This is a genomic window from Microbacterium azadirachtae (assembly GCF_000956545.1).
GTDB lineage: Bacteria > Actinomycetota > Actinomycetes > Actinomycetales > Microbacteriaceae > Microbacterium > Microbacterium azadirachtae.
Window position 1 is genome coordinate 1 of sequence record NZ_JYIT01000062.1, and the last position, 26,194, is coordinate 26,194.

The window sequence follows — 26,194 nt, forward strand, 5'->3', positions numbered from 1 at the left end:
GCGCCCGGGAGGTGCGTGATCCATCTCGCCGGCGCGCGGCGTCGGGAGAGCGTCGAGAGGGACGAAGGCGGCGGGTCAGCCGAGCTCGTGCTCGTGCACGGCTGTGGTGAGCGTGGTGCCGTTCAGATCGAGGTAGAGCACGCGCTCGGTGACGGTCATCGTCACGGTGTTGCGGCGCTCGAGCAGCGGCACGGCCGCATCGATGAAGCCCGGGTCGAAAGAGTAGACGCGGATGTCGTCGGACCGGTGGATCCGCTTCCCCTCCCACGGGGCCATGACCTTCGCGGGATCCCGGTGCGTGTAGACGACGGTGCGGTCGGCCAGCCGCGAGCCGTAGTGCAGGCGCTCCGCGTCGGGTGCTCCCACCTCGACCCAGGCGGTCGTGCGCCCGGTCAGGTCGCGCACCACGACCGCGGGCTCCTCGGTGGAGGAGAGGCCTTCGCTGAACGCGATGCCCTCGACGAACTCCAGGCCGTACGCGAGCAGGCGGGTGAGCATGTACGCGTCGGTCTCGGACGGATGCCGCGCGACGCGCAGCGAGTACTCCTCGTAGACGCCGCGGTCGGTGTCCGCCAGCTGCACGTCGAACGTGTGGATCGTCGCCCCGATAGCCATAGAGATCCACCCTAGGGGGTGCCCCCGTCGCGGAAGCCCGGCCGAACGGTCAGTGGTCGCGGCGTCCGCTCAGCTGTCCGAGCAGATGGTCCAGGATCGGATCCAGCACCGCGAGGCCGTCGCGCACTCCGCCGCGCGAGCCGGGGAGGTTCATCACGACCGTGCGGCCGGCGACTCCGGCCACGCCACGGGTGAGCAGCGCCATCGGCGTCGCGGCGAGGCCGCGCCGCCGCAGCTCCTCCATGAGGCCAGGGATCTCGCGGTCGAGCAGCGCGGCCGTGGCCTCGGGCGTGCGGTCGTCGGGGGACAGGCCGGTGCCGCCGGTCGTGAGCAGGACGTCGGGGGATCCTGCCAGGGCGGAGGCGAGCGCCTCGGCCACGGCCGCGTCGGGCACGACGACCGGGTCTCCCGTGGCGAATCCGCGGGCCTCCAGCCAGTCGCGGATGATCGGCCCGGTCTCGTCGGCGTACACGCCGGCGGCGGCGCGCGTCGAGACGACGAGCACCGTCGCCGTGCGCCCCTCCGTGCGGGATCCGGACGCGGCGGCGGTCATTCCGTGGTCCAGTCGCCGCTCTTGCCGCCCGACTTCGCGAGCACCCGGATGTCCCCGATCACGGCGTGCTTGTCGACGGCCTTGATCATGTCGTACAGGGTCAGCGCGGCGACGCTGGCGGCCGTCAGGGCCTCCATCTCCACGCCCGTGACGCCCTTCGTCACCGCCGTGGCGAGGATCCGCACCCGATCGCCCTCGGGGATCAGGTCGATCTCCACCCGGCTCAGCGGCAGCGGATGACAGAGCGGGATGAGGGCCGAGGTCTGCTTCGCTCCCATGATCCCGGCGATGCGGGCCGTGCCGAGCGCCTCGCCCTTCGGGAGCGTGCCGTCGGCGATCTTCGCGACCACCTCGGTCGTCGTCTGCAGCACGGCCTGTGCCCGCGCCTCGCGGCGGGTGACGGCCTTGTCGGTCACGTCGACCATGTGCGCGGAGCCGTCGGGACGCAGGTGGGTCAGGTCGCTCATGCTCGTCTCCTCCGGCTCGTCCTGGAAGACCGAGCCTTTCACGTTTCGCGGATCCCATCCCCCGAGCGAGCGTCCGAGGCGGCTCGGGGAATCGTGGCCTCGGGGTTCAGCCGCCCGCGAAGGGCGGCAGGATGTCGACGACGGCGCCGAGCGCGCGACCGTCGTCGCGGCTGACCTTTCCGTCGATGAGGAAGGATCCGGATCGCAGCACGGCCGCCATCGGCGCCCCGTAGCGCTCCAGGAGCTCCGCCCGCAGCGCGCCGACCGTCGGGGCGGGGCCGTCGCCGACCAGCGTCAGCTCCTCCTGGTCGCGTCCTGCGGCCTCGGCGGCCGCCGCGAAGTATCGCACGGTGATGGTGGCCATGTTCTCAATCTAGACCGTATCGCGGAAAACGGCATCCGCATCTTGGAAAAGCGGGGATCCCATCGCGGAATCCCCGCGTACACTCGATCCTATGATCGCGCTCGTCGAGCCGGGGCCGGAACTGCCGCCCGAACGCATCGCCCGCTACAGCCGCCAGCTCATGCTTCCCGGCTTCGGCGAGTCCGCGCAGCGCCGCCTCGCGGCCGCCCGCGTGCTCGTGATCGGCGCCGGAGGCCTCGGCAGCGCGCTCATCCCCGCGCTCGCCGGCAGCGGCGTGGGAACGATCGGCGTGATCGACGACGACGTCGTGGAGCTCTCCAACCTGCATCGCCAGCTCAGCCACGGCATGGCCGACATCGGCCGTTCCAAGGTCGGCTCTCTCGCCGACACGGTGCGCGACATCGATCCCGGCGTCCTGGTGCGCCCGTACCGCGAGCGCGCCACGTCCGAGACCCTGCCCGCGATCCTCGCGGAGTACGACCTCCTCGTCGACGGCAGCGACAACTTCCCCGCTCGGTATCTCGCCGACGACGCCGCGCGTCTCGCCGGAAAGCCCCTGGTCTGGGGCTCGATCCTGCGCTTCCAGGGGCAGGTCGGCGTCGCGGTGCCCGAGGTCGGGTTCCGGGATCTCTTCCCCGTGCCGCCGGACCCGTCCGAGGTGCTCTCGTGCGAGCTCGGCGGGGTGCTCGCGAGCCTGTGCACCGCGATCGGATCCTTCATGGCCACCGAGGTCGTGAAGCTCCTCACCGGAATCGGGGATCCGCTCGTCGGCCGGGTGCTGTTCTACGACGCGCTCACCGCGCGCACCCGCGAGATCGCCTACGAGCGCACCGACGACGCACCCGCCGTCACGGAGCTCATCGACTACGAGCTGTTCTGCGGCACCGGTGCCGCCTCCGATGAGGCGCTGAGCGTGTCGTCCGCCGAGCTGCTGCGCCGGCGACGGGAGGGCGACGTGCGCCTCCTCGACGTGCGCGAGCCGCAGGAGACGCTCCTGCGCGGCATCCCCGGCGCCGCGTCGCTGCCCCTGGGGGCGCTCGAAGCCGGCGCGCCACTCCCGGAGGCGATCGGGGACGGGCCCGTCGTGGTGTTCTGCGAGAGGGATCCGCGCTCGCGGCGCGCGGTGCGCGTGCTGCGGGACCGCGGCATCGACGCGCGCTACCTCGCGGGCGGGATCAGGGCGTACGCCGCCGTGGGCGGCGGAACCGAAGGCGCGGGCGCCGCCGATGCGCCGACCCGGGAAGGGGAGTCGGAGTGAGCGAACGAGCGTTCATCAGCGATCAGCCGCTGGATGAGGCGGTCATCCGCGCCGCCGTCGGAGACGCCGCGCACGGCGCGACCGTGATGTTCTGCGGCATCGTGCGCGACCACGACGGCGGTCAGGCGGTGAGCGCCCTCGACTACCGCGCGCATCCGGACGCCCAGCGCTTCCTGGAGGAGATCGTCGACCGCGTGACCGCCGAGACGGGCCTGCGGGTCGCGGCGGCGCACCGCATCGGCGACCTGCGGATCGGGGACGTCGCGCTGTTCGCCGCCGCTTCCGCCGGGCACCGCAAGGAGGCGTTCGACGCATGCGAGCACCTGGTCGAGGAGATCAAGCGCGGGGTGCCGATCTGGAAGCGCCAGCACTACGCCGACGGCGTCTCGGAGTGGGTCGGCCTCTGACCCGGTCCCGGTCCGCGGGACGTCTCAGCCGCCGATGTAGCTCATCTCGATGCGGTGGCGGTCGGCGCGCAGCTCCGGCGTGAGGCTCGAACGGATCTCGGAGTACCGGTCGTCACGGACGCCCCAGATCCGCGCCAGCGTCGCCGTGAGCTCATCGTCGTCGGCGCCCCCGCGCAGCAGGGCGCGCAGGTCGTGGCCCTCGGTCGCGAACAGGCACGTGAACAGGCGTCCCTCGGTCGACAGTCGGGCGCGGTTGCAGGTGCCGCAGAATGCGTTCGTCACGGAGGAGATCACGCCGATCTCGCCGGATCCGTCGGCGTAGCGCCACCGCTTCGCGGTCTCGCCGGGCGCGGACGGTGCCACCTGCTCGAGCGGGAAGCGGGCGGCGATGGTCGCGACGATCTCGGCCGACGGGACGACCTCGTCGAGGCTCCAGCCGTTCGTCGCACCGACGTCCATGTATTCGATGAACCGCAGCACGTGGCCGGTGCCGCGGAAGTGCTCCGCGAGGCTCAGGATCTCGCCGTCGTTGAGCCCGCGCTTGACCACCGTGTTGAGCTTCACCGGCATGCCCGCGGCCTGGGCGGCGTCGATGCCCTGCAGCACCCGGGCGACGGGGAACTCCACGTCGTTCATACGACGGAACAGCTGATCGTCGAGCGAGTCGATCGACACCGTGACGCGGTCGACGCCCGCGGCCTTGAGCGCTTCGGCTTTGACGGCGAGGGCGGATCCGTTGGTGGTCAGGGCGATCTCGGGCTTGGATCCTCCGAGCGTGCGCAGGGCGGCGAGGCGTGAGACGAGCTCCTCGATGCCGCGGCGCAGCAGCGGCTCGCCGCCGGTGAGGCGGAGTTTGCGGACGCCGTTCGCGAGCGCGGCGCGGGCGATCCGCTCGATCTCCTCGAACGTGAGCAGTTCATGCCGTTCGAGGAATGCATAGTCGCGGCCGAACACCTCGCGCGGCATGCAGTACACGCAGCGGAAGTTGCAGCGGTCGGTCACGGAGATCCGCAGATCGCGCAGCGGGCGGTCGCGGGTGTCGAGGACGCCGGTCGACGGCAGCTTCAGGGGTGACATCGGTCGGCCTCCTTTCGAGGGGCAACCGTAGCACCGGCGCGACGGTGCGGGATCCGAACGGCCGCCGGTTCGGTCCGGCGGACAACGCGCGTGGTCCCGAGCGAGGCGCGTTCGCTCAGGAGCCGGTGGGGCGCTCGCTCAGGAACCGGCGCGGACGGAGACGTCGGCCTCGTCGACGCGGAACGCCAGGCGCTGCCCCGGATGCAGGCCGAGGGTGACGGCGTGCGTCGACGGGCAGTCCACCGCGACCGCCGGATGCTCGGCGGTGCGCAGCCGGATCCCGCCGGGGATCGGTTCCAGCTCCGTGACGCGACCGCTCCAGCGGTTCGGGACGGATCCGGCCCCGTCCGCCGGCGTCGTATCCACGCGCACCGACCCCGGCGCGAACACGACGCTTCCCGCCGCCCCCGCGCCCAGGGCGTCGCCGTTCCCGCGCAGCGCGAGACCGTCCGGCGTCCGCACCGCTCCGTCGCCCGCGCCGACCGCCGCGAGACGGTTCACCCCGGCGAGGGCGGCGACGAAGTCGGAGCGCGGATGGCCGATCACCTCGGCGGTGCGCGCCGACTGCTCCACCGCCCCGTCGTGCATCACGAGCGTGCGCTCGGCCAGGATCAGCGCATCCATCGGGTCGTGCGTGACGAGCACGATCGGCATCGCCCGCCCGCCGGCTCCCGCGGTGTGCGCCTGCGCGGCGATGAGGCGCCGGGCCTGTGCGGCGGAGGGGGCGTCGAGGGCGGCGAACGGCTCGTCCAGCAACAGGGCGTCGGGCTCGGAGGCCAGCGCACGGGCGATCGCGGCCCGCTGCTGCTGTCCGCCCGAGAGCTCGGCGGGCCGCCGGGACGCGAGTCCGCCGAGACCCACCTCCTCGAGCCGCTGCTCGGCACGGCGCCGCGCCTCGCCGCGGGCGACGCCCTGCGCGCGCGGCCCGAACGCCACGTTCTCGCGCACCGACAGGTGCGGGAACAGGAGGGGGCGCTGCCCGAGCAGGGCGATGCGGCGGCGCGACGGCGGCACGTGCACCCGTCGCGCCGTCGCGTCGTCGTTCCGCGAGCCGGCCGGCGCATCGAGCACGCGGCCGGCCACCTCGACGGTCCCCGAGGCGGGCAGGATCCCGGCGATCGCGTCGAGCAGGGTGGACTTGCCGGATCCGTTGGGCCCGATCACGGCCAGGATCTCGCCCGGATGCGCCTCGAACGCGGCGGAGAGCGCGAAGCCGCCGCGCCGCGCCCGCAGGTCGACCCTCATCGCACGGCCCCCGGACGCCATCCGCGCACCAGCACCAGGGCGGCGACGGCGACGAGGATCAGCATGAGCGAGAGCGCGATCGCCGTGTCCTCCTCGACGCCGGCGCCGTTGAACGCGGTGTAGATCGCGAGCGGCATGGTGCGGGTGACGCCGGCGGAGTTGCCGGCAAACAGCGCCGTCGCGCCGAACTCTCCCAGTGCGCGTGCGAAGCACAGCACGGTGCCCGCGACGAGGCCTGGAGCGGCGAGGGGCAGCGTCACCCGGCGGAAAACCGTGAACCGGCCGGCACCGAGACCCGCGGCCACGTGCTCGTGCTCGGTGCCGATCGCGCGCAGCGCTCCCTCGATCGAGATCACCAGGAACGGCAGCGCCACGAACGCCTGCGCGATCACCACCGCCGTGGTGGTGAACGGGATCTGGATCCCGGCGATCGCCAGCGTCGCGCCGAGCAGGCCGTTGCGGCCGAGCAGTGCGAGCAGGGCGATCCCGCCGACCAGGGGCGGCAGCACCAGGGGCAGCGTGGTCACCGTGCGCAGCACGGCCGCGAGTCCTGCGGGGCTGCGGGCGATCACGACCGCGAGGGGGATCCCGAGGAGTGCGCAGAGCGCGGTGGCGATCGTCGCGGTGACGAGCGACAGCCCGAGGGCCTGCAGGGCCGCCGGCGACGTGACCGCAGCGGGCACGGTCGCCCAGTCCAGCCGCACCAGGAGCGCGACGAACGGCAGCACCAGCAGGAGCACGGCGATCAGGGCCGGCACCAGCAGCCAGGAGGGCAGGCGCTCGCCGCGCGGGGACGGGGCGGCGCCGCGCGCGGTCGGCCGCTCCGGCGCCGCGCGCGGTCCGCTCCGGCCCGCCGTGCTCATTCCCCGCCGAATCCGAGCCCGGTGAGGATCCGCCGGCCCTTGTCCGACAGCACGAACGCCTGGAACGCAGCGGCCGCTTCGGGGTTCTTCGACGCCTTCAGCACCGTGATGGGGTACTTGTTCACGGCCTTCTCGGCACCGGCGATGGCGACGCCGGTCACGGCGGATCCCGCCGCCTTGACGTCGGTCGTGTAGACCAGGCCCGCGTCGGCCTCGCCGGCCTTGACTTTGGCGAGCACGGCGCTCACGTTCTGCTCCTCGCTGACCGGCGTGACCGTGGCGCCGGCGGCGTCGAGCAGCGTCTTGGCCGCGTTGCCGCACGGCACGGCCGGGGCGCACAGCACCACCTTGAGGCCGGGGTCGGCGAGGGAGGCCAGATCCTTCACCTTCCGCGGGTTGCCGGGGGCGACGGCGATCTGCAGCACGTTCGTCGTGAAGACCGGCGCCGGCCCGGCCAGCCCTGCCTGGGCGACCTTGTCCATGTTCTTCTGGTCGGCCGAGGCGAAGACGTCGACCGGGGCGCCCTCGATGATCTGCGTCGCGAGGGTCGAGGATCCGTCGTAGGTGATCGGGTTGACGTGCACCTTCGGGTTCTCGGCCTCGAACTCGGCGGTGATCTGGTCGAACGCCTTGCTCAGCGACGCCGCGGCGAAGACGGTGAGCTCCCCGCTGGCCGCCGACGCAGAGCCGGTGGGGGTCGGTGTGGGAGTCGACGCGGGTGCGGCGGGAGAGCACGCGGCCAGGGCGAGCGTCGCGGCGAGAGCGGTGGCGGCGAGCGCCGCCAGGCGGAGTCGGGTGCGGGTCATTCGAGATCAGGCCCTCTCGGCTTCGATGATCATCATGGTGGCCTTGGTGACGGCGACGGCCTTGCTGCCGACTTCGAGCCCGAGCTCCGCGGCTCCTTCGGCGCTCATCAGCGACACGATGCGGTGCGGACCGCTCTGCAGCTCGATCTGCGCCATCAGCCCTTCCACGCGCACGGCGGTGACGAGCCCGACGAAGCGGTTGCGCGCGCTGCGCACCAGGTCGTCGCCGGGATCGGGTTCGCTTGCGAGCGCCTGGGCGCGCTCGGCGAGCTCCGCACCGGGCACGACCTGGTGCCCGGTGGCGTCGGTGGACAGGCTGAGGATCCCGTCGGCCGCCCAGCGACGCACGGTGTCGTCGCTGACTCCCAACAGGCTGGCGGCCTCGCGGATCCGAAAATGCGTCATGAAGATGACCATAGCGCCGCAGATGCGGCGAGGCAATCGCGATTACCGCAATGTGGAATCGGGATTTCGAAAAGTGGTGGACGGGTGGCGGGAACGCTGTTACTGTCGAGCCAGCCCGACGCCGCATCCACGGCCGAAGGCGGGATGACAACCTAGCGGTTCGACGTACTTATCTCGAGGAAGGGCCCGACGAGGGGCCCGACCGGAAGCCGTATCACTGCGACGACAGCAAGGAAGCTCTCCATGAACAGCACCCGTGTGCCTTCGGACAGCAGTGCGCCTTCGGACAGCAGCGTGCCCTCGGCCGCCGCGGCGACCACGCCGGCCGAGTACCTCGCTCAGGCGGTCGCCCTCGCCACGGACAACGTCCGAAACGCCGGAGGTCCGTTCGGCGCCATCATCGTCTCGGCCGACGGCCGGGTCTTCGAGGGCGTCAACCGGGTCACCGCGAATCTCGACCCCTCGGCGCACGCCGAGGTGACCGCGATCCGCAACGCGTGCCAGCAGCTCGGCACGTTCGACCTCTCCGGCGCCACCCTCTACACGAGCTGCGAGCCCTGCCCGATGTGCCTGGCCACGTCGCTCTGGGCGCGCATCGACCGCGTCTACTTCGCGGCGAACCGCGACGACGCGGCCGACGCGGGCTTCGACGACGCGGTGTTCTACCGCTACTTCGAGGGCGGGCCCGAGGACCGGGTGATCATGCCCGTGAGCGACATCGCGCTGCCTCCCGAGGAGCGCGTCGCGCCCTTCACCGAGTGGAGCCTCACCACCACCCGCATCGAGTACTGACCCGACCCGACCGATCCAGGAGCAGACAATGACGTCCCACACTCCCTCCCCCGACACCGAGGGCATGCCCACCGTCTCCGGCGGCGACGTGTTCTCCCGCAGCACGGAAGACCTCCCGCCGCTGAAGACCGGCGCCAGCGCCACCGTCGATGCAGAACCGGCGAACGCCTTCGACCGCTTCTTCGAGATCACCCGCCGAGGCTCGACCGTCGGCCGGGAGATCCGCGGCGGCATCGTGACCTTCGTCACCATGGCCTACATCGTGATCCTCAACCCGCTGATCCTCGGCGGGACGAAGGATGTGGTCGGCCATGCGCTGCAGGCCGCGCAGATCGGCGCCGCGACCGGCCTCACCGCCGGCGTGATGACGATCCTCTTCGGCGTCGTCGCGCGCCTGCCGTTCGCGATCGCGGCGGGCCTCGGCATCAACTCCTTCCTCGCCGTCTCGGTGGTCGGCCAGGTCACCTGGCAGGAGGCCATGGGCCTCGTGGTCATCAACGGCGTGCTGATCGTGCTGTTCGGGGCCACGGGGATCCGGACCGCGATCTTCAAGGCCGTCCCGCAGGCGCTCAAGGCGGCGATCACGGTCGGCATCGGCCTCTTCATCGCCTTCATCGGCTTCGTCGACTCCGGCTTCGTCAACCGCACCCCGGCAGGGCCCCCGGTCCAGCTCGGCAACGGCGGATCGCTCACCTCGGTGCCCACGCTGATCTTCCTGCTGGGCGTCGTCGTCATCGCGATCCTCGTGGCGCGCAAGGTGCCCGGCGGCATCCTGATCGGCATCGTGGCCACAACCGTCGTCGCGCTCATCGCGCAGGCGGTGCTGAACCTCGGGCCCTCGTTCAAGGATCCCAACGGCTGGCACATGACGATCCCACAGTTGCCCAGCACGTGGATCACCGTGCCCGACTTCGGGCTGATCGGCCAGTTCGACCTGTTCGGCGCCTTCGGCCGCATCGGCGCGCTGTCCGCCACGATGCTCGTCTTCACCCTGGTGTTCTCGAATTTCTTCGACGCCATGGGCACCATGACCGGCCTCGCCAAGAACGCGGGCCTGGCCTACAAGGACGGCACGTTCCCGCGGCTGCGCTCGGCATTCGTCGTCGAGGGCTTCGGCGCCGTCGCCGGCGGCGTGACCTCGACCTCGTCGAACACGGTCTACGTCGACAGCGCCTCCGGCATCGGCGAGGGCGCCCGCACGGGTCTCGCGTCGCTCGTGGTCGGTGCGCTGTTCCTGCTCTCGATGTTCGTCACACCGCTCACGCTGGTCGTGCCGATCGAGGTCGGATCCGCGGCGCTGGTGGTCGTCGGCGCCATGATGATGGCCCAGATCCGCGAGATCAGGTTCGACAAGTTCGCGGTCGCGCTGCCCGCGTTCCTCACCATCGTGACCATGCCGCTGACCTACTCGATCGCGAACGGCATCGGCGTCGGCTTCATCTCCTGGGCGCTCGTCAACGCGCTGTCGGGACGCGCGCGCAAGGTGCACTGGCTCATGTGGGTCGTCGCGGCAGGGTTCGCCCTGTACTTCGTCCGCGGGCCGGTGGAGCAGCTGCTCGGCCACTGAGCCCTCACCCCCCAAGCCCCGAGCGTCGCCGCGGGAGGGGCCTGGGGGAATTGCGGGTCAGGATCCACGGCGTCACACAGCCGGGGACGCCCGCGGGCGCGAGAACGGCGCCCCGACAGGGATCGTCGGGGCGCCGTTTCGTGCAGCTCGCTCAGACGAGCTGGATGTTCGCCGCCTGCATGCCCTTCGGGCCGCGCTCAGCGTCGAAAGAGACCTTCTGGTTCTCTTCGAGGTTGCGGTAGCCGTCGCCGGTGATCGCGCTGAAGTGCGCGAAGACGTCGGCGGTCCCGTCGTCGGGGGAGATGAAGCCGAAGCCCTTCTCGGAGTTGAACCATTTGACGATGCCCGTGGCCATGACGTCATTCCTTCGTTGTCTGGGACCAGCGAGTGATCCGCGAGTGCGCGGCAAACCTGCCGCGACGTGGGGGGAGATCGGGATTCGATCGGCGAAGCGCATCACGATGGCTGATGCGACCAGAGCCACTGAACTGAATACCCGCCCGGCGCGCAGCCGGGGCCAGAAGATGGTCCGGAGATCACTCCGGCAGAAACCACAACTTCAATAACCTGAACCCGAGCCTACACGAGATCCGATCCTCTCCGGACAGCGGTGCATCCCGGCTAGCGTGGCACGAGGAGGAACCCATGAGCACCGACCCCGAACTGCACGCCCGGCTGGACGAGATCTTCGCCGCGCGGGATCGCGCACGGATGGCGCCGACGATCGCCGCGTTCCTCGACGTGCTCGCCGAGCATCCCGACGATCCGGCCGTGCTCTACGAGGTGGGCGGCGCGTACGACACCGACGGTCAGGAGGAGACGGCGCTCGGCTACTACCGGCGGGCGATGGCGGCGGGACTGGAGGGGCGCCGGCTGCGGCAGTGCTTCCTGCAGCTCGGCAGCACCCTGCGCAATCTCGGCCGTCTCGACGAGAGCCTCGCCGCGTTCGACGAGGGCATCGCGCTGTTCCCCGAGTCGGAGTCGCTCGGCCTGTTCCGCGCCCTCACCCTGCACGCGATGGGGCGGCCGAGCGCCGCGCTCGGAGCCGTGCTCACCGTGATCGCCGACCGCTTCCCGACCTCGGAGGTGCGGCGCTACGAGGCGGCGCTCCGCGGCAACGCGGCCTACCTCGCGTCTCTCGACGACTGAGCTCCTCGGCGCCGGTGCGGCGACGTCACCGGCGGCACCCGTTCACCACGCCCGGACCACGGCCGCCTTGGGGCCGGCCACGAGGGAGCGCGCGGGAACATCGTCGGCCACGACCGAGCCCGCCGCGACGACCGCGTCCCGGCCGATCGTGACGCCCGGCAGGATCGTCGCACCCGCACCGATCCAGACGTTGTCCTCGACGAGGATCGGCGCCCCGGAGAGGTACTGCCGCCGCTCCTCGGGATCGACGGGGTGCCCCACCGTGATGAACGTCGCCTTCGGCCCGACCATCACGCCGTCGCCGAGCCGGATCCCGGCGAAGTCGAGGAAGGTGCATCCCTGGTTGATGAAGACGCGCTCGCCCAGCTCGAGGCGCAGGCCGTGGTCGGTGTAGAAGGGCGGGTAGACGGTGAGACGCGGTGGAAGGGGGCGCCCGAGGATCTCCGCGAGCACTGCCGCGCGGCCCTCCTCGTCGTCGAACGGCAGCAGGTTGAGACGCGAGGTCAGCGCGCTCACCGCGAGCACGCGCTCGCTCATCGCGCGGAACTCGGCGCCCAGCACGCGCTCGCCGGCCGCCAGGAGCTCGGGGTCGTGGATCGGCAGGAAGCGGTTGCGCGTCATCCCTCCAGTATGCGAACCGCGGCGGACGACCGGGACTCCTCCTCGTCGGTGCCGAGCCGTCGTCCGCTGATGCTCATCGCGCAGCCGAAGAAGTATCGCCGCACCTCGACCTCCAGGCCCGGTTCGGCGCGGAACGCCGCGACGGCGCGAGAACCGTCGCCGAACCCGGCGAGGTAGCGATGCAGCATGCGGTACTCGGTCGGGTCCGAGAGCAGGAGCAGCCCGGCGAGGGGCACGATCCAGCGCAGGTAGGCGCGGTAGGCCACGCGCAGCGGGCCGCAGGCGGGCTCTGTCACGTCGACGAAGGCGAAGGATCCGCGCGGGCGAAGGGTGCGCGCGACCTCGGCGGCCAGGCGCTCCAGCTGCCGGGCGTCGAACGTCTTGAGACCGTATGCGCTGACCACGACGTCGACCGAGCCGCTCGGTGTCGTCTGCTCCAGGGCGTCCTCCTGGCGCAGCCGCACCCGCCCGGCGAAACGGCCGAGATTGCGCCGCTGCGCCTGCGCGAGCATCTCGTCGGAGAAGTCGAGCGCCGTGATCCGCGCCTGCGGGAGCCGTCGCTCGATGCTGGCCCAGGTCTCGCCGCGGCCGCTCATGAGGTCGAGCACCCGGCGGGGGGAGCCCGCCGCCGGCACCAGGCGCAGCAGTCGGTGGCGCCACAGCACCGAGAAGCCGAGCGACAGCATCACGTTCATCCGGTCGTAGGAGCGTGCCATGCGGTCGAAGAGGTGGCGCACGCCGGCCGGGTCGTAGAGCGGGTCGGGCGTGCCCGGCACGACGGCGGAGGCGGGGAGGGCGACGGCGGAGGCTGCCGGGATCGTGGGCATGGGACGACCCTATCGGTAGAACTGAACATGTTCAATAATCAGAGTCGGCGAATCACCGTCAACGGCGACGCCAGGCGGCCTACTCGACCGCGGCGGCCTCGTCGATGAGCTGCAGGATCCGGGCGGCGACGCTCACGGCGATCACCGCGGGCTGCTTGCCGGAGACCTCGGGGATCCCGATCGGCGTGGTCACCCGGGCGAGGTCCGCGTCTGTCTGCCCCAGCTCGTGGAGCTTCGTGCGGAACCGCGCCCACTTCGAAGAGGATCCGATGAGGCCGACGGATGCGAGTCCCGGACGGCGCAGGGCCTGGTCGACGATCGCGAGGTCCTCGACGTGATCGTGCGTCATGACGAGCACGTGCGCACCGGGGGCGAGATCCGCGAGCGCGGTTTCGGGGACGGGCGCGTGCACGACGCGCACCCGGGCGACCGCGTCGCCGAGCGGACCGCGCTCGCCCGGGGCGCCGATCCGCTCCTCGGCCAGCATCTCGTCGCGCGAGTCCACGAGCACGAGATCGAGCTCATGGCGGGCGAGGATGCGGGCGAGCTCGAGGCCGACGTGACCGAGGCCGAACACGGCGACGGTCGGGGTGACCCGGATCGGCTCCAGCAGCATCGTGACCTCTCCTCCGCAGCACTGCACGCCGTACTCGGTGACGGCCTTGTCGCTGAGCGTGAGCGCGAGCAGCTCCGGCTCCGCGGTGCCGTCGGCGAGCATCCGCCGCGCCTGCTCGATCGCCGTCTGCTCGAGGTTGCCTCCCCCGACCGTGCCGTGCACGGCGTCGGGGGAGACCACCATCTTGGCGCCGCCGTTGCGCGGCGCATGCCCGCGCACCGTCGCCAGGGTGACGATCACCGCGGGGATCCGCCGCGACCGCAGATCCTGCAGCGCGTCGAGCCAGTCCATCGTCAGTCGCCGGCCGCGGCGACGAGCGTGCGCCCGTCGGCGTGATCGACCGAGGCCGCCGCAGCCGCCTCCTGCGCGCGGCGCACGGCCCAGAACACGGCCTCCGGCGTCGCCGGCGAGCCGAGATCGACCGAGTGCCCGGCCGGGCCGAACGCCGCGACGGCATCGCGCAGGGCCTCGCGGGCGCTGAACGCGAGCATGAACGGCGGCTCGCCCACGGCCTTGGATCCGTAGACCGCGCCCTCCTCGCGTGCGTTCTCGAACAGCCGCACGTGGAACTCCTCCGGCATCTCGGAGAAGCTCGGCAGCTTGTACGTCGACGCCGACTGGGTCTGCAGCCGGCCCCGGTGCGGACCGTCGCCGGTGTCCCAGCGCAGCTCCTCGAGGGTCAGCCAGCCCACGCCCTGCACGTATGCGCCCTCGATCTGGCCGATGTCGAGCATCGGCGAGAGGGAGTCGCCCACGTCGTGGATGATGTCGACGCGGCGCACGCGGTAGGCGCCGGTGAACTCGTCCACCTCGACCTCGGTGGCGGCGGCACCGTACGCGAAGTACTTGAAGGGGGAGCCCTGCATGATCTCCGGGTTCCAGTGCAGGCCCTCGGTGCGGTAGTAGCCCGCGGCGAACAGCTGCACGCGCTGGAAGTACGCCGCCTTGACGACCTCGTTCCACGAGACGCGGTTCACCGGGGCGCCGAGCGCGGTCACGAAGCCGCCGCCGAAGCGCACGTCGCGCTCGTCGACGCCCAGCATGCGACCGGCCACCTTGGCGAGCCGATCGCGGATCTGCTCGCACGCGTTCTTCACGGCGCCGCCGTTGAGGTCGGCGCCGGACGACGCGGCGGTCGCCGAGGTGTTGGGCACCTTGTCGGTGCGGGTCGGGGCGAGCCGCACCCGGTGCAGCTCCACGCCGAGCGCGGTCGCGGCGACCTGCAGCATCTTCGTGTGCAGGCCCTGGCCCATCTCGGTGCCGCCGTGGTTGACCAGGATCGAGCCGTCCTTGTAGACGTGCACGAGCGCGCCCGCCTGGTTGAAGGCCGCGAAGTTGAACGAGATCCCGAACTTGATGGGCGTCATCGACAGGGCCCGCTTCACATGGGGGCTGGTCTCGTTGAACCGCGCGATCCCCTCGCGCCGGGCGGGCACGTCCGCCTCGTCCGAGAGCTGGCCCCAGATCGTCTCCAGGCGGCCGGCGTCCTTCACGAGCTGGCCGTAGGGGGTCGTCTGACCCGGCTGGTAGAAGTTGCGCCGGCGCAGCTCGAGCGGATCGATCCCGAGCGTCGGGGCGACCCGGCCCAGGATGTCCTCGATCAGGAAGACGCCCTGCGGGCCGCCGAACCCGCGGTACGCGGTGTTCGAGGTCTTGTTTGTCTTCACGATCTGCCCGTACGCGTGCACGTTCGGAATCCAGTAGGAGTTGTCGAGGTGGCAGAGCGCCCGGCCCAGCACCGGCTCCGACAGGTCGATCGACCATCCTCCGTCGCAGGTCAGGGTGGCGTCGAGCGCCTGCAGCAGGCCGTCCTCGTCGAAGCCGACCTTCCACGCGATGTGGAACGGGTGCCGCTTGCCGGTCATCGTGATGTCCTGCGTGCGGTTCAGGCGCAGCCGCACCGGACGCCCGGTGAGCTTGGCGCCGAGGGCCGCGATCGCCGCGAAGCCGTGCGGCTGCATCTCCTTGCCGCCGAACCCGCCGCCCATGCGCAGGCACTGCACCGTGACCTCGTGCGCGGGGATCCCGAGCACGTGCGAGACCAGATCCTGGGTCTCGGTGGGGTGCTGGGTGGAGCACTGGATGAAGTACTGCCCCTCGGAGTCGCGCACCGCGAACGACGCGTGGGTCTCCAGGTAGAAGTGCTCCTGGCCGCCGAACTCCGTCACGCCCTCGAACACGTGGGCGGATCCGGCCAGGCCCGCGGCGGCGTCGCCGCGCTGCACGGTGCGCGGGGTGCCCTGGAACGACTGGGCGTCGAGCGCGTCCTGGACGGTGATGAGGGAGGGCAGCGGCTCGTACTCGACGGCGACGCGCTCGGCGCCGAGGCGCGCGGCCTCCTGCGTCTCGCCGAGCACCCACACCAGGGCGTGGCCGTAGAACATCGCCTCGCTCGGGAACAGAGGCTCGTCGTTGCGGATCCCGGCGTCGTTGAGACCCGGCACGTCGTCGGCGGTGAGCACGCGCACGACGCCGGGCACCTCGTAGGCACCGGACACGTCGATCGTGACCTTCGCGTGCGCGTTGGTGGACTGCACCGGCCACGCGGTCAGCACGCCGTGCGTCTGCTCCGCGATGTCGTCGGTGTACATCGCCGCTCCTGTCACATGCAGGGCGGCGCTCTCGTGCGCGGCCCGCAGGCCGACGACGGGGTTCTCCGGGCGGTCGGCGAGGGTGCTCATGCCGACACCTCCTTCGACTCGATGACGGTCGCGCTGTAGAGCTTGAGCAGCGCGGTGTTGAGCATGAGCGAGCGGTACTCGCTGCTCGCGCGGTGGTCGGACATCGGGGTGCCCTCACTGCGGAGGATCTCGGCCGCGGCCTTCACCGTCGCGATGTTCCAGGGCTTGCCGATCAGCGCGTCCTCGGTGGCGCGGGCGCGCAGCGGGGTGGCGGCGACGCCGCCGAGACCGATGGTCGCACCGGTGACGACGCCGCCGTCGATGTCGAGCGCGAACGCGACGGCGACGCTGGAGATGTCGTCGAAGCGGCGCTTGGCGATCTTGTGGAAGGCGGTCGTCGTGGCCAGCGGCAGCGGGATCCGGACGGCCTTGATGAGCTCGTCGGGGCGCTTGACCGTCTGCCGGTAGCCGGTGAAGTACTCGGCGAGGTCGACCTCGCGCAGGACGACGCCCGAGGCGTCCTCGGACAGTGAGGCGAGCACGACGCTCGCGCGCAGGGCGAGCAGGGCCGGCGGGGTGTCGCCGATCGGAGAACCGGTGCCGAGGTTGCCGCCGAACGTGCCGCGGTTGCGGATGAGGCGCGAGGCGAACTGCGGGAAGAGCTGGGCGAGCAGCGGGATCCGCCCGTCCAGGCGCTTCTCGACCTCGGACAGGGGGAGGGCGGCGCCGATCTCGACGAAGCCCTCTGCGCCGGAGGTGGCCTCGTCTTCGATCGTCAGGGTGCGCAGCTCCGGGAGCTGTTCGATCGCGACGACGAGGGGTGCGCGGCGGCCGCGGATGTTGACCTCGACGCCCCAGTCGGTGGATCCGGCGACGAGCAGGGCGTCCTTCTCGTCGTGCAGGATCCGCAGCGCGTCGGCGAGCGTGGCGGGACGCACGAAGCGGGCGCCGTCGACCTCGGCATCCGTGGCCACGGGTCGCGGAGCGGGCTGTGCCAGCCGCTGCTGCAGCGGATCGCCGGCCTCGGGCGAGCCGAGCGCGTAGGCGGCGTCGCGGATCGGGCGGTACCCCGTGCAGCGGCACAGGTTGCCGCTCAGCGCGTGCAGGTCGAAGCCGTTCGGTCCGTGCTCGGCATCGTGGACCGGGCAGGACGCGTCGTCGGCGCCGTCGGCGGCGGCGGGTGTGCGATCGGCCCGGTAGTACTCGCCGGCCATGCTGCACGCGAAGCCAGGGGTGCAGTAGCCGCACTGGGATCCGCCCGCCTCCGCGAGCTTCGCCTGCACGGGGTGCAGGTCGTCGGGGGAGCCGAGGCCCTCGGCCGTGACGACCTCCTGGCCGTCGAGGGCGTAGACCGGCACGAGGCAGGCGTTGACCGGCGTCCACGCGGTCCCGCCGTCGGGGGTCGGGGTGGCGAGCAGCATCGCGCAGGCGCCGCACTCGCCCTCGGCGCAGCCCTCCTTGCTTCCGGAGAGCCCGTTGTCCCGCAGCCAGTCCAGGGCGGTCGCGTGCGCCGGGGTTCCGGCGAGCGGACGCTGCTCTCCGTTGACGGTGACGGCGATGTCGGTCATGGCGAATCTCCTCGATTCCGGCGACAGTGTGCGATGCGGCGCAGGCCGTGCCTCTGTGAGACGGAGCCTAGGCCCGAGGGCCTCCGCGTGGGGTCTTTCTCCTGTTGAGAGGAGCGCAACGCTGTGTGGTCAGGCGTCGTCGCCTTGGCCTTACCGCCAGTAGATTCGCGCTGTTTCCGATATACGGAATCCGTGTTCCGAAAACATCGTCAGCCTACGACGACGGGCCGGATCCGTCAAGACGCGGTCCGATCGCGGGTGCCGACCCCCGCGCGGAGGCGCGTCAGTACGCGTTCGTCGCGGCGGAGATGTCCGCCACGACCTCGCGCAGCACGGGGATCGCCTGCTCCGCGAAGTCCTCGCCCACGCGGGACATGGGACCGGAGACGGAGACGGCGGTGAGCACCGGCATGTTCGGCACGGCCATCGCGAAGCAGCGGACGCCCACCTCGTGCTCGCCGTCGTCCACCGCATAGCCGCGCTCGCGGCTCACGGCCAGATCCGCGAGGAGCTCGTCGATGGTGCTCAGGGAGCGCTCCGTCGAGTGCGGCATGCCGGCGCGGCCGATGATCTCGCGCACCTGGTCGTCGCTCAGCTGGGCGAGGATCGCCTTGCCGACGCTCGTGGAGTGCAGCGCCGCACGGCCGCCGACCTCGGTGAACATCCGCATCGCATGCGGAGACGGCGCCTGCGAGACGTACACGACGTTGTCGCCGTCGATCGTCGCGAGGTTCGCGGTCTCGCCGAGGCGTTGCACGAGCGACTTGAGCTGCGGCATCGCCAGCTGTCCGAACTGGCGATTGGCGACCTCGCCGAGGCGCACGAGCTTGGGACCGAGGGCGTACCGGCGGTTGGCCAGCTGGCGCGCGTACCCCTGGGAGACGAGCGTGCGCAGCAGACGGTGGATCGTGGGCAGGGGCAGCCCGGCCGAGGCCGCGAGCTGGCTGATCGTGGCGTCGCCGCCCGCGTCGGCGATGAGCTCGAGCAGATCGAAGACGCGCGAGACCGACTTCACGCCGGTCGAGCCCTCAGCGGCCATGCGGATCCTCTCGCCGTGGGTTTCCGGCGCGGGTTATCCGCATGCCGGAAAGGTGATTTCCCGACGAGAGTATCCCATCGGTCCGCTCAGCCGGCGAAGGTCACGCCCCACTCGACTGACCACGTGTCGGCCGGTGCGAGCCGGCGCAGTCCGCGGCCCGAGTTGAACGCCTCCGCCGGAGCCGACATCGGCTCGAGCGCGACCACGAGCTCCTGACCGGGGAAGCCCGTGCTGGTGTAGGCCTGGAGGAAGTCGAGGCCCTCGCCCTGCCAGAGCGTCACCGTGCGGCCGTCCGGCGCGGTGAGGGTGCTGCGCACGAGGCCGTCGTGGTCGCGGCGCAGCGTCGCGAAGCCGGTGTCGAGCTGCAGGTCGCCGAGGCGGCGCGGAGTGCGCAGATCGGTGCCGCCGGACACCGGCGACTCCCCGATCGGAAGCAGGCGGTCGTCGGTCTCGAAGAACGTCTCGGCAGGGAGCTGCAGCAGCAGCGCCCGCGGATCCGCACCCGAGATCGTGAGGAACGGGTGCGTGCCGAGGGCCACCGGGGCGGGGGCCTCGGAGCGGTTGGTGATCGTGTGCTCGACCGAGACGCCGTCCGGGGTGAGCGTGTAGCGCACGCTCGTCTCCAGGAGGTAGGGGTAGCCGATCTGCGGTACGACGTCGGCGCGCAGCAGCACCGTGGTGTCGCTGCGCTCGGCGATCTCGTAAGCCGTGTAGCGGAGGAGCCCGTGGATCGCGTTGCGCAGCTTCGGCTCGGTGATCGCGAGCGCCCGCGTCTCGTCGCCGTCGATCCAGACGCCGTCGCGGATCCGGTTCGGCCACGGCACGAGTACGACGCCGGCGCAGGATGGGGCGGGCCGGTCGTCGGGATAGGGCGGCACGACCGTGGTCCCGTCGACGACGAGGTGGCGCAGCGACGCGCCGACCTGGGAGATCTGCGCGCGCACTCCGCCCGCGTCGAGGTGGATCTGGACGCCGGTCGGAGTGGTCATGTCGCCATCGTAGAGCGGCGAGGGGGCGGGATGGGGCCGCGGGGCGTCCTGCATATCGGCGCACGCGACCGAGGGGGACGTGCATGCGCGTGACGCGGACAGGGGGATTCCCAGCCGGATCCGATAGAATCGCGTGTCGGCTTCGGGCGACCGCGGCCTCGGGATCCCCGATGGTGCGCGGCTGTGTGCGAATGTGTGTGAGCCTCTCGTGAGGGGCGGCCCAGGGCCGATGGTGAGCTCGGCGGACGTCGCCGGGCGCGACATCCATCACCTGAATGGCCCCCGGCCGACGACTGCCCGGGTTTCCCCGCGCCCCACGAGGGCGATGGGGCGCTGTTCTCGTGCGAGAACCAGACAAGGACCAACCCCGTGCCCAAGAACCACAAGCCCAAGGGCGGACGCCCCTCGGCCAACTTCGAGCCGCGCTACGCGAAGAAGACCTCCTTCCACGATCGCCACCGCCAGGGCCGCCCGGTCCGCGACGCCGAGACCGGCCGCGGCGCCGAGCGCGACGCCCGCGGCTACGACCGCGACGCCCGCCCAGCGCGCGACGACCGCCGGGTCGACTCCCGCCCCGGCAGCCGTTCCCCCGGCCATCGCGGCTACCGCGCGGAGCCGGCCGCCGGCGAGCGGGCGCCCAAGCAGCGCTGGTCGGCGCAGGAGCGCGCAGGTCGCGACGAGTCGCGCGCGATCCGCAACCGCGCGGAGTCGGGACGTGTCGACGCCCCGCACCGCCGCGACGACCGTCCGCGTTTCGACCGGGACGACCGTGCCCGCCGGGATGACCGTCCGCGTTTCGACCGGGACGACCGTCCGCGTCGGGATGACCGTCCGCGCTTCGAGAGCACCGAGCGGCCCCGCTTCGACCGGGACGACCGTGCGCGTCGGGACGACCGTCCGCGTCGCGACGATCGTTCGGACCGTCCCCGTTTCGACCGGGACGACCGTGCGCGTCGTGACGACCGTTCGGACCGTCCCCGTTTCGACCGGGACGACCGTGCGCGTCGTGACGACCGTTCGGACCGTCCGCGCTTCGAGCGCACCGAGCGGCCCCGTTTCGACCGGGACGACCGTGCCCGCCGAGACGACCGTCCGCGCCGTGACGACCGTTCGGACCGTCCGCGGTTCGACCGGGACGACCGCGCCCGCCGTGACGACCGTCGCGCCCCGCGCCCGGCTCGCGACGACTGGAACCGCGGCACCGACCGCGCCCCGAAGCACGATGCGATCGAAGACGTGGTGCACGAGCGCCTCGCCGCGCAGAGCGTGCAGGCCGCCGAGGTCGCGGGCGTGACCTTCGGCGACCTCGGACTCGGATCCAACATCGTCGAGATCCTGAGCAACATGGGGGCGGAGACGCCGTTCCCGATCCAGGCCGCGTCGGTGCCCGCCGTCCTCGAGGGCCGCGACGTGCTCGCCCGCGGGCGCACCGGATCCGGCAAGACCATCGCCTTCGGCGCCCCGCTCGTGGAGAGCATCCTGCAGTCGCAGAAGGGCAAGAAGCGCGAGTTCGGTCGCTCTCCGCGTGCGATCGTGCTCGCCCCGACCCGCGAGCTCGCGCTGCAGATCGACCGCACGATCCAGCCGATCGCGCGCAGCGTCGGCCTGTTCACCACCCAGATCTACGGCGGCGTCCCGCAGGCGCGCCAGGTCGGTGCGCTCAAGAAGGGCGTCGACATCGTGATCGGCACCCCGGGGCGCATCGAGGATCTGATCAACCAGGGCAAGCTCGACCTCTCCGACGTGCGGATCGCCGTGCTCGACGAGGCCGACCACATGTGCGAGCTCGGCTTCGTGGAGCCGGTGCAGCGGATCCTGCGCCACACCGGCACGGCGCTGCCCGGTGGCGCGTCCAGCCAGAAGCTGCTGTTCTCGGCGACGCTGGATCGCGAGGTCGCCGCGCTCGTCGACGAGTTCCTGGTGGAACCGGCTGTGTTCGAGGTCGCGGGCGAGACCCAGGACTCCGGCACGATCGAGCACCGCGTGCTCGTGATCGAGCACCGTGACAAGGCCGAGATCCTGGCGTCGCTGGTGGATCGCGACGGGCGCACGCTCGTGTTCTCGCGCACGCGCGCCTTCGCGGAGCAGCTCGCCGAGCAGTTCGAGGACGCCGGGATCCCCGCGGTCTCGCTGCACGGCGACCTGAACCAGGCCAAGCGCACGCGCAACCTGCAGAAGCTCACCTCGGGCCGGGTCAACGTGCTCGTCGCGACCGACGTCGCCGCGCGCGGCATCCACGTCGACGACATCGACCTGGTCGTGCAGGCCGACGCCCCGGACGAGTACAAGACCTACCTGCACCGGGCCGGTCGCACCGGTCGCGCGGGGAACGCCGGTCGTGTCGTGACCCTGATCACCCGTCAGCGCCGCCGCCGCATGACCGAGCTGCTGGACCGCGCGGAGATCGACGCGCCCTTCGAGGAGGCGCGCGTCGGCGACGACCTCCTCGAGGAGATCGCGGGACGCGTGCCGACCGCGGCAGACCTCACCTCCTGAGTCCGGCCCCGCGGCGGGGTCTCAGAGTGTCAGCGCCCAGTCGTTGACCACGAGCTCCCCGCCGCGGAACGGGAACCGCCGGGTCTCGCGCAGCGTGAACCCGGCGCGCGCGCAGAGCGCGTTCGAGGGCGCATTGTCGACCGAGGGATAGGCGTGGATCTCGTCGTGCCGTCCGTCGGCGCGCACGACCGCGAGCAGCTCCCGCACGGCCAGGGCCGCGAAGCCGTGGCCCTGATGCGCGGGCAGGACGCTCCAACCCGTCTCCCAGACGATGTCGCCGGTCTCCTCGTGGACCTCCCAGTAGCCGATCGAGCCGACGGCGTCGGATCCGTCGACGATCACGAGCATCCGCCCCGGCAGATCGTCCTTCAGATAGCGCTGGTGTCGACGATCGAGCTCGTCCGTGCTCTCCGCTGCGACGAGATGGGCGGTCATCGCGGGCGTGTTGAAGGCGTCGAGCAGCGGACGGTCCTCGTCGCGCCACGGGCGCAGTGTCACCATGCCGCCACGGTAGCCGGGGGTGCGGACGTCGTCGCGGACACGGTGATCGGTGTGCGCGCGTCCCTGGCGGGGCGAGACGTGATCCTGGGAATCGGGTAAAAAATTCTGGTGCATCCGGGCGAAACTCGGGAACCTCCCAGACTGAGTGATGCAGGATCGTTACCTTGTGCGCCCGACCCGAGGGCGTTCACGTCACCACCCGAGTGACGCCGAGGACTTCAAGGATCGTTACTTCGTCATGTCGAGAAACCCGTTCTTCCGCTCTGCCCGCCGCAAGACCCTCACCATCGTCGGCGCCACCGCCGTGCTCGGCGCCCTCGCCGTCGGCGGGGCCGTGCTCATCGCGCCGGCCGTCGCCTCGGCCGCTCCGGCCGCCGCCCCGGTCGACGATGTGACCTCGTACAACCAGCGCGTGCAGGTGCGCGCCGCCCTCGACACGGCCAAGACGGCGATCGCCGATGCCACCGCGGTCAATGCCGACGTCAAGTCCTCCGGGCTCGACCTCGGACAGGCGCGCAAGCTCGTCGACGTGACCGGCCTGCAGTCGGCGCACGAGGTGCTGTCGGATGCGGCGTCGGACAAGGGCGCGGTGAACACCACGCTCGCCGTCGTCGTCACCGACTACTCGGAGAAGATCGAGTCGCAGGTAGCCGAGGTGCGCACCAACCTGAACAACGCGGTCGCCCAGAAGCAGGCGGCCGATGCGGCCGCCGCCCAGGCCGCCGCTGCCGCGCAGGCCGCTGCCGAGGCGCAGGCTGCCGCGAACACCCCCGACGGCGCCCGCGCCGCCGCGCAGCAGATCATGGCGAGCGAGTACGGCTGGGGCGACGACCAGTTCCAGTGCCTGAACTCGCTGTGGAACAAGGAGTCGGGCTGGGACTACCAGGCGTACAACCCGTCCGGCGCGACCGGGATCCCGCAGGCGCTGCCGGGCGGCAAGATGGCGAGCGCCGGCGATGACTGGGAGACGAACGCCGTCACCCAGGTGCGCTGGGGTCTCGGCTACATCTCCAGCGTCTACGGGACCCCCTGCTCGGCCTGGGGTCACTCGCAGGCCACGAACTGGTACTGAGCCCCGCAGCGGCATCGACCGCGGGCGCGATCAGAACAGCATCGCCGACGGCTCCGGAGTGCGCACCACGCGCTCCGGAGCCGTCCTGCGTGCACGGGCCGGGCGGTCGTCGGAGTGCAGCGCCTCCAGGCCGTGCATCCGGATCAGGGGCTTGACCCGTCGCCCGAGCCATTGCCGGTAGTCCTTAGGAGCCTCGGCCGCCGCGCCCGGATACAGGGCCCGATACGACGACAGCAGGTCGGGCCGATGCTCGGAGAGCCATTGCAGGAACCACGGCTTCACCCCGGCGCGCAGGTGCAGCGCGCCGTAGATCACATGGTCGGCACCGGCCTCCCTGATCCGGCGCAGCGCGCCGTCGATCGCGTTCACCGAGTCTGTCAGGTGCGGCAGGATCGGCATCAGGAACACCCCCACCCGGAATCCGGCGTCGCTCAGCGCTCGCACGGTGTCGAGCCGTGCCTGCGTGGACGGGGCTCCGTGCTCGATCGCCTCGCGCAGCGTCTCATCGAACATCGCGATCGACAGCTGCACGTCGACGGGGACCTGCGCGGCCGCGTCGACGAGCAGAGGGATGTCGCGGCGGATCAGAGTGCCCTTGGTCAGCACGGAGAAGGGGGTGCCGGACTCCGCGAGCGCGCGGATGATCCCCGGCATCAGGCGGTACCGTCCCTCGGCGCGCTGATACGGATCGGTGTTCGTCCCGAGAGCGACGGTCTCGTGCCGCCAGGATCCGTGCCGCAGCTCTTTCTCGAGCGTCTCGACGACGTTGACCTTGACGACGATCTGCGAATCGAAGTCGCGCCCCGCGTCCAGGTCCAGATACGTGTGGGTTCCCCGGGCAAAGCAGTACGAACATGCATGACTGCAGCCCCGGTAGGGGTTGACCGTCCAGGAGAACGGCATCTTCGACGGACCGGGCACGTGGTTCAGTGCGGACTTCGCGAGCACCTCGTGGAACGTCATCCCGGCGAAGTCGGGCGTGGTCACGGTGCGCAGGAAGCCTGTGCGGTTCTCCATGCCCGGCAGTGCCTGAGCGTCGGTGTCGTCGATCCTCTGCCCTTGCCATCTCATGCAGACATTCGAACATAACGACGATACTGAGTCAAGCATCGATCGGTCGAAGATTCGAAAGTGGGCGATCTTCAGGTCGGGCGGTGAGAATGGAGCCGTGGCTTACCCGAGGCAACCGACGCGCGGTCGCGGCATGCATCCGCGTCTGGTGCTCGTGGCGTCCGTCACGATCGGTCTGGCGGTCGCGCTGATCGGCGCGCTCTGGTCGCTCGCCGACGGCTCGGCGCAGAACGGGCCGCGCGGCGCGGGCGTGAAGGATCCGGATCCGGCCGCCGCGGCGCGCATCGAGATGCCTGCGGCCGCCACCAGCCTTCCGGCGGTGCGGCTGCGTGCGGTCACGGCGGCGGATCCGTGCGCGCTCCCGGCCGTGCAGCAGGCGCTGGCGTCCGGCGGGGACGACGCCGTGATCGGTGCGTTCGGTGGAGGCGCCGCGTTCCGCGCGGCGGTCGCGACCGGGAACGCGCCGTGCATCGACCTGGCAGACCCGAACCGCGACTGGGTCGTGGTGAACAAGATCCGTCCGCTGAACCCGATCACCTTCGCGCCGTCGTCGTTCGGCGATCCCGCGCTCTCGGTGGACGGAGCCGGATCCGTCCGCTCGGACGTGGCCCAGGCCCTCGACCGGCTCTCCGCGGGGGCGGATGCCGCGGGCGTGGGCTCGATCGCGCTCGCCAGCGGATACCGCTCCTACGACACCCAGGTGCAGACCTACTCGGGGCAGATCGCGCAGTACGGGCAGGCGCAGGGAGACGCGCTGTCCGCCCGTCCCGGGCACAGCGAGCACCAGACCGGTCTGGCCGCCGATGTCGTCTCCTGCGCGGGCGGCTGCGGCAGCATCGACTCGTTCGGCGGCACCGACGCCGGCGCATGGGTGGCGCAGAACGGCTGGCAGTACGGCTTCATCGTGCGCTACGTCGCGGGGCAGACGCCGATCACCGGGTACGACGCCGAGCCCTGGCACCTGCGCTACGTCGGCGTTCCCCTCGCGACCGCCTATCACGACGGGGGATACGCCACCCTTGAGCAGTTCTTCGGGCTCCCCGCGGCTCCCGCCTACGCGGGATGACGGAGCGCGACGGCCGCCGCGAGAGGGTATGGACCGTTCGCACAAAGCGTGACACGCAGTCTCACCCGTGGTGGGATGCATTCCCACAATCGAGGCGGAGATCCCCGGAAGTCCGCATAGGATCGCGAGTGCGAAGACG

The 26,194-nt window shown here is 71.5% G+C and carries 27 protein-coding genes; 8 read left to right on the forward strand and 19 right to left on the reverse strand.

The features are described 5' to 3' along the window. Window positions 1–75: 75 nt before the first annotated feature. The 4 genes from RL72_RS04385 to RL72_RS04405 all read right to left on the reverse strand — a co-directional run bounded on the left by RL72_RS04385 (window position 76) and on the right by RL72_RS04405 (window position 1,999). Entirely contained in the window at window positions 76–615 is a 540-nt protein-coding gene (locus RL72_RS04385) for a YaeQ family protein (protein WP_045249603.1), read from the reverse strand. Between the two features lie 49 nt (window positions 616–664). Next, the gene (locus tag RL72_RS04390) at window positions 665–1,168 is read right to left on the reverse strand and encodes a MogA/MoaB family molybdenum cofactor biosynthesis protein (protein ID WP_045249604.1); all 504 of its coding nucleotides are present in this window, start codon (window positions 1,166–1,168) and stop codon (window positions 665–667) included. After that, entirely contained in the window at window positions 1,165–1,635 is a 471-nt protein-coding gene (gene moaC, locus RL72_RS04395) for a cyclic pyranopterin monophosphate synthase MoaC (RefSeq protein WP_045249605.1), read from the reverse strand. The genes RL72_RS04390 and moaC overlap by 4 nt, the downstream gene beginning before the upstream one ends. A gap of 106 nt (window positions 1,636–1,741) precedes the next feature. Beyond that, a complete protein-coding gene (locus RL72_RS04405) occupies window positions 1,742–1,999 on the reverse strand; it encodes a MoaD/ThiS family protein (RefSeq protein WP_045249607.1) in 258 nt (85 codons plus the stop codon). Between the two features lie 91 nt (window positions 2,000–2,090). Between RL72_RS04405 and RL72_RS04410 the strand changes: the two genes are divergently transcribed. Together RL72_RS04410 and RL72_RS04415 are read left to right on the forward strand one after the other, a co-directional pair. Then, complete coding sequence (locus RL72_RS04410) at window positions 2,091–3,257, forward strand: ThiF family adenylyltransferase (protein ID WP_045249608.1); 1,167 nt, start codon at window positions 2,091–2,093, stop codon at window positions 3,255–3,257. After that, window positions 3,254–3,664 carry a molybdenum cofactor biosynthesis protein MoaE gene (locus tag RL72_RS04415; protein WP_045249609.1) on the forward strand — a complete coding sequence of 137 codons (411 nt, stop codon included), beginning with the start codon at window positions 3,254–3,256 and terminating at the stop codon, window positions 3,662–3,664. The genes RL72_RS04410 and RL72_RS04415 overlap by 4 nt, the downstream gene beginning before the upstream one ends. 24 nt (window positions 3,665–3,688) lie before the next feature. Here the strand turns inward: RL72_RS04415 and moaA are convergent, their stop codons facing one another. The 5 genes from moaA to RL72_RS04440 all read right to left on the reverse strand — a co-directional run bounded on the left by moaA (window position 3,689) and on the right by RL72_RS04440 (window position 8,060). Then, window positions 3,689–4,741 carry a GTP 3',8-cyclase MoaA gene (gene moaA / locus RL72_RS04420; RefSeq protein WP_045249610.1) on the reverse strand — a complete coding sequence of 351 codons (1,053 nt, stop codon included), beginning with the start codon at window positions 4,739–4,741 and terminating at the stop codon, window positions 3,689–3,691. Between the two features lie 138 nt (window positions 4,742–4,879). Continuing rightward, the gene (locus tag RL72_RS04425) at window positions 4,880–5,986 is read right to left on the reverse strand and encodes a sulfate/molybdate ABC transporter ATP-binding protein (RefSeq protein WP_052674181.1); all 1,107 of its coding nucleotides are present in this window, start codon (window positions 5,984–5,986) and stop codon (window positions 4,880–4,882) included. Continuing rightward, complete coding sequence (locus tag RL72_RS04430; protein WP_082072065.1) at window positions 5,983–6,849, reverse strand: ABC transporter permease; 867 nt, start codon at window positions 6,847–6,849, stop codon at window positions 5,983–5,985. Before RL72_RS04430 ends, RL72_RS04425 begins: the two co-directional genes overlap by 4 nt. Beyond that, a complete protein-coding gene (gene modA / locus RL72_RS04435; protein WP_045249612.1) occupies window positions 6,846–7,655 on the reverse strand; it encodes a molybdate ABC transporter substrate-binding protein in 810 nt (269 codons plus the stop codon). Before modA ends, RL72_RS04430 begins: the two co-directional genes overlap by 4 nt. A 6-nt stretch (window positions 7,656–7,661) precedes the next feature. Then, entirely contained in the window at window positions 7,662–8,060 is a 399-nt protein-coding gene (locus RL72_RS04440; RefSeq protein ID WP_045249644.1) for a TOBE domain-containing protein, read from the reverse strand. A 243-nt stretch (window positions 8,061–8,303) separates the two neighbouring features. Between RL72_RS04440 and RL72_RS04445 the strand changes: the two genes are divergently transcribed. Continuing rightward, the gene (locus tag RL72_RS04445; protein ID WP_082072066.1) at window positions 8,304–8,852 is read left to right on the forward strand and encodes a nucleoside deaminase; all 549 of its coding nucleotides are present in this window, start codon (window positions 8,304–8,306) and stop codon (window positions 8,850–8,852) included. Between the two features lie 28 nt (window positions 8,853–8,880). Continuing rightward, window positions 8,881–10,419 (forward strand): NCS2 family permease, encoded by a 1,539-nt coding sequence (locus RL72_RS04450; protein WP_082072068.1) that lies wholly within the window; start codon window positions 8,881–8,883, stop codon window positions 10,417–10,419. A 151-nt stretch (window positions 10,420–10,570) separates the two neighbouring features. On the opposite strand, the gene RL72_RS04455 is transcribed toward RL72_RS04450, so the two are convergent. Beyond that, window positions 10,571–10,774 (reverse strand): cold-shock protein, encoded by a 204-nt coding sequence (locus RL72_RS04455; protein WP_045249613.1) that lies wholly within the window; start codon window positions 10,772–10,774, stop codon window positions 10,571–10,573. 290 nt (window positions 10,775–11,064) lie between these two features. On the opposite strand from RL72_RS04455, the gene RL72_RS04460 reads away from it, so the two are divergent. After that, on the forward strand, window positions 11,065–11,568 hold the full coding sequence (locus tag RL72_RS04460; protein ID WP_045249614.1) for a tetratricopeptide repeat protein: 504 nt from the start codon (window positions 11,065–11,067) through the stop codon (window positions 11,566–11,568). A 42-nt stretch (window positions 11,569–11,610) separates the two neighbouring features. On the opposite strand, the gene RL72_RS04465 is transcribed toward RL72_RS04460, so the two are convergent. The 7 genes from RL72_RS04465 to RL72_RS04495 form a co-directional block, all read right to left on the reverse strand. Continuing rightward, window positions 11,611–12,189 carry a DapH/DapD/GlmU-related protein gene (locus RL72_RS04465; RefSeq protein WP_045249615.1) on the reverse strand — a complete coding sequence of 193 codons (579 nt, stop codon included), beginning with the start codon at window positions 12,187–12,189 and terminating at the stop codon, window positions 11,611–11,613. Then, complete coding sequence (locus tag RL72_RS04470; RefSeq protein ID WP_052674182.1) at window positions 12,186–13,016, reverse strand: class I SAM-dependent methyltransferase; 831 nt, start codon at window positions 13,014–13,016, stop codon at window positions 12,186–12,188. Before RL72_RS04470 ends, RL72_RS04465 begins: the two co-directional genes overlap by 4 nt. Before the next feature lie 79 nt (window positions 13,017–13,095). Beyond that, the gene (xdhC, locus tag RL72_RS04475) at window positions 13,096–13,923 is read right to left on the reverse strand and encodes a xanthine dehydrogenase accessory protein XdhC (protein ID WP_045249616.1); all 828 of its coding nucleotides are present in this window, start codon (window positions 13,921–13,923) and stop codon (window positions 13,096–13,098) included. A 2-nt stretch (window positions 13,924–13,925) separates the two neighbouring features. After that, complete coding sequence (xdhB, locus tag RL72_RS04480; RefSeq protein WP_045249617.1) at window positions 13,926–16,313, reverse strand: xanthine dehydrogenase molybdopterin binding subunit; 2,388 nt, start codon at window positions 16,311–16,313, stop codon at window positions 13,926–13,928. Next, on the reverse strand, window positions 16,310–17,821 hold the full coding sequence (locus RL72_RS04485) for a xanthine dehydrogenase small subunit (RefSeq protein WP_045249618.1): 1,512 nt from the start codon (window positions 17,819–17,821) through the stop codon (window positions 16,310–16,312). Before RL72_RS04485 ends, xdhB begins: the two co-directional genes overlap by 4 nt. A 283-nt stretch (window positions 17,822–18,104) precedes the next feature. Next, window positions 18,105–18,860, reverse strand: a complete 756-nt coding sequence (locus RL72_RS04490) for an IclR family transcriptional regulator (protein ID WP_045249619.1) — start codon at window positions 18,858–18,860, stop codon at window positions 18,105–18,107. An 86-nt stretch (window positions 18,861–18,946) separates the two neighbouring features. After that, window positions 18,947–19,849: an aldose 1-epimerase family protein gene (locus tag RL72_RS04495; protein ID WP_045249620.1), complete on the reverse strand. Its 903-nt coding sequence runs from the start codon at window positions 19,847–19,849 to the stop codon at window positions 18,947–18,949. A gap of 369 nt (window positions 19,850–20,218) precedes the next feature. On the opposite strand from RL72_RS04495, the gene RL72_RS04500 reads away from it, so the two are divergent. Further along, the gene (locus tag RL72_RS04500; RefSeq protein WP_045249621.1) at window positions 20,219–22,345 is read left to right on the forward strand and encodes a DEAD/DEAH box helicase; all 2,127 of its coding nucleotides are present in this window, start codon (window positions 20,219–20,221) and stop codon (window positions 22,343–22,345) included. Window positions 22,346–22,366: 21 nt separating this feature from the next. Here RL72_RS04500 and RL72_RS04505 read toward each other — a convergent pair whose 3' ends face one another. After that, a complete protein-coding gene (locus RL72_RS04505; protein ID WP_045249622.1) occupies window positions 22,367–22,846 on the reverse strand; it encodes a GNAT family N-acetyltransferase in 480 nt (159 codons plus the stop codon). A 238-nt stretch (window positions 22,847–23,084) separates the two neighbouring features. On the opposite strand from RL72_RS04505, the gene RL72_RS04510 reads away from it, so the two are divergent. Continuing rightward, window positions 23,085–23,918 carry an aggregation-promoting factor C-terminal-like domain-containing protein gene (locus RL72_RS04510; protein WP_045249623.1) on the forward strand — a complete coding sequence of 278 codons (834 nt, stop codon included), beginning with the start codon at window positions 23,085–23,087 and terminating at the stop codon, window positions 23,916–23,918. A gap of 30 nt (window positions 23,919–23,948) precedes the next feature. Here RL72_RS04510 and RL72_RS04515 read toward each other — a convergent pair whose 3' ends face one another. After that, window positions 23,949–24,989 carry an Rv2578c family radical SAM protein gene (locus tag RL72_RS04515; protein WP_045249624.1) on the reverse strand — a complete coding sequence of 347 codons (1,041 nt, stop codon included), beginning with the start codon at window positions 24,987–24,989 and terminating at the stop codon, window positions 23,949–23,951. A gap of 97 nt (window positions 24,990–25,086) precedes the next feature. Here RL72_RS04515 and RL72_RS04520 point away from each other — a divergent pair, with 97 nt between their 5' ends. Next, the gene (locus RL72_RS04520) at window positions 25,087–26,055 is read left to right on the forward strand and encodes a M15 family metallopeptidase (RefSeq protein ID WP_248700370.1); all 969 of its coding nucleotides are present in this window, start codon (window positions 25,087–25,089) and stop codon (window positions 26,053–26,055) included. Window positions 26,056–26,194 lie beyond the last annotated feature (139 nt).

What these genes read in the sequence shown, in the direction of transcription:
- RL72_RS04470 (WP_052674182.1), bottom strand. Translation starts at nt 13,016, where the DNA reads ATGCCCACGATCCCGGCAGCCTCCGCCGTCGCCCTCCCCGCCTCCGCC.
- moaC (WP_045249605.1), bottom strand. Translation starts at nt 1,635, where the DNA reads ATGAGCGACCTGACCCACCTGCGTCCCGACGGCTCCGCGCACATGGTC.
- RL72_RS04410 (WP_045249608.1), top strand. Translation starts at nt 2,091, where the DNA reads ATGATCGCGCTCGTCGAGCCGGGGCCGGAACTGCCGCCCGAACGCATC.
- RL72_RS04460 (WP_045249614.1), top strand. Translation starts at nt 11,065, where the DNA reads ATGAGCACCGACCCCGAACTGCACGCCCGGCTGGACGAGATCTTCGCC.
- modA (WP_045249612.1), bottom strand. Translation starts at nt 7,655, where the DNA reads ATGACCCGCACCCGACTCCGCCTGGCGGCGCTCGCCGCCACCGCTCTC.
- RL72_RS04445 (WP_082072066.1), top strand. Translation starts at nt 8,304, where the DNA reads ATGAACAGCACCCGTGTGCCTTCGGACAGCAGTGCGCCTTCGGACAGC.
- RL72_RS04510 (WP_045249623.1), top strand. Translation starts at nt 23,085, where the DNA reads ATGTCGAGAAACCCGTTCTTCCGCTCTGCCCGCCGCAAGACCCTCACC.
- RL72_RS04465 (WP_045249615.1), bottom strand. Translation starts at nt 12,189, where the DNA reads ATGACGCGCAACCGCTTCCTGCCGATCCACGACCCCGAGCTCCTGGCG.
- RL72_RS04495 (WP_045249620.1), bottom strand. Translation starts at nt 19,849, where the DNA reads ATGACCACTCCGACCGGCGTCCAGATCCACCTCGACGCGGGCGGAGTG.
- RL72_RS04515 (WP_045249624.1), bottom strand. Translation starts at nt 24,989, where the DNA reads ATGAGATGGCAAGGGCAGAGGATCGACGACACCGACGCTCAGGCACTG.
- RL72_RS04450 (WP_082072068.1), top strand. Translation starts at nt 8,881, where the DNA reads ATGACGTCCCACACTCCCTCCCCCGACACCGAGGGCATGCCCACCGTC.
- RL72_RS04485 (WP_045249618.1), bottom strand. Translation starts at nt 17,821, where the DNA reads ATGACCGACATCGCCGTCACCGTCAACGGAGAGCAGCGTCCGCTCGCC.
- xdhB (WP_045249617.1), bottom strand. Translation starts at nt 16,313, where the DNA reads ATGAGCACCCTCGCCGACCGCCCGGAGAACCCCGTCGTCGGCCTGCGG.
- RL72_RS04440 (WP_045249644.1), bottom strand. Translation starts at nt 8,060, where the DNA reads ATGACGCATTTTCGGATCCGCGAGGCCGCCAGCCTGTTGGGAGTCAGC.
- RL72_RS04490 (WP_045249619.1), bottom strand. Translation starts at nt 18,860, where the DNA reads ATGGCCGCTGAGGGCTCGACCGGCGTGAAGTCGGTCTCGCGCGTCTTC.
- RL72_RS04385 (WP_045249603.1), bottom strand. Translation starts at nt 615, where the DNA reads ATGGCTATCGGGGCGACGATCCACACGTTCGACGTGCAGCTGGCGGAC.
- RL72_RS04505 (WP_045249622.1), bottom strand. Translation starts at nt 22,846, where the DNA reads ATGGTGACACTGCGCCCGTGGCGCGACGAGGACCGTCCGCTGCTCGAC.
- RL72_RS04430 (WP_082072065.1), bottom strand. Translation starts at nt 6,849, where the DNA reads ATGAGCACGGCGGGCCGGAGCGGACCGCGCGCGGCGCCGGAGCGGCCG.
- RL72_RS04390 (WP_045249604.1), bottom strand. Translation starts at nt 1,168, where the DNA reads ATGACCGCCGCCGCGTCCGGATCCCGCACGGAGGGGCGCACGGCGACG.
- xdhC (WP_045249616.1), bottom strand. Translation starts at nt 13,923, where the DNA reads ATGGACTGGCTCGACGCGCTGCAGGATCTGCGGTCGCGGCGGATCCCC.
- RL72_RS04425 (WP_052674181.1), bottom strand. Translation starts at nt 5,986, where the DNA reads ATGAGGGTCGACCTGCGGGCGCGGCGCGGCGGCTTCGCGCTCTCCGCC.
- RL72_RS04405 (WP_045249607.1), bottom strand. Translation starts at nt 1,999, where the DNA reads ATGGCCACCATCACCGTGCGATACTTCGCGGCGGCCGCCGAGGCCGCA.
- RL72_RS04455 (WP_045249613.1), bottom strand. Translation starts at nt 10,774, where the DNA reads ATGGCCACGGGCATCGTCAAATGGTTCAACTCCGAGAAGGGCTTCGGC.
- moaA (WP_045249610.1), bottom strand. Translation starts at nt 4,741, where the DNA reads ATGTCACCCCTGAAGCTGCCGTCGACCGGCGTCCTCGACACCCGCGAC.